At 47.3% G+C, this 201-nt stretch carries 1 protein-coding gene; it reads right to left on the bottom strand.

Annotated features, from left to right (window positions below):
- Window positions 1-201 (bottom strand): DUF4347 domain-containing protein (locus JUI58_RS00125; RefSeq protein WP_204101737.1); only part of this gene is annotated, 201 nt, incomplete at both ends.

The following is a 201-nucleotide window of genomic DNA, read 5'->3' as shown; positions in this document are numbered from 1 at the left end:
AGATATCTGCCCCTTCATCCAGGGATTTTGCCCAAGTTGCCAACTGTCCGGCATAGTTGTTGATATTTTCATTCGTTACCCATGTTTTCCCTAACCAAAAGTTGCCTTCGTGTCCTTCTGCTGTGATGGCGATGCCGTCTAATTCTGTGTCTACTTCTTCGAGTTTCTCGCTTATCGCGGCAATTCCTTCTTCCTCGCGAC

Origin of the sequence: Spirulina sp. CCY15215, assembly GCF_016888125.1 — a bacterium.
Taxonomy (GTDB): Bacteria; Cyanobacteriota; Cyanobacteriia; order Cyanobacteriales; family Spirulinaceae; genus CCY15215.
Note: the sequence above shows the minus strand (reverse complement) of the source record. Positions and strands in the feature narration are given on the sequence as shown.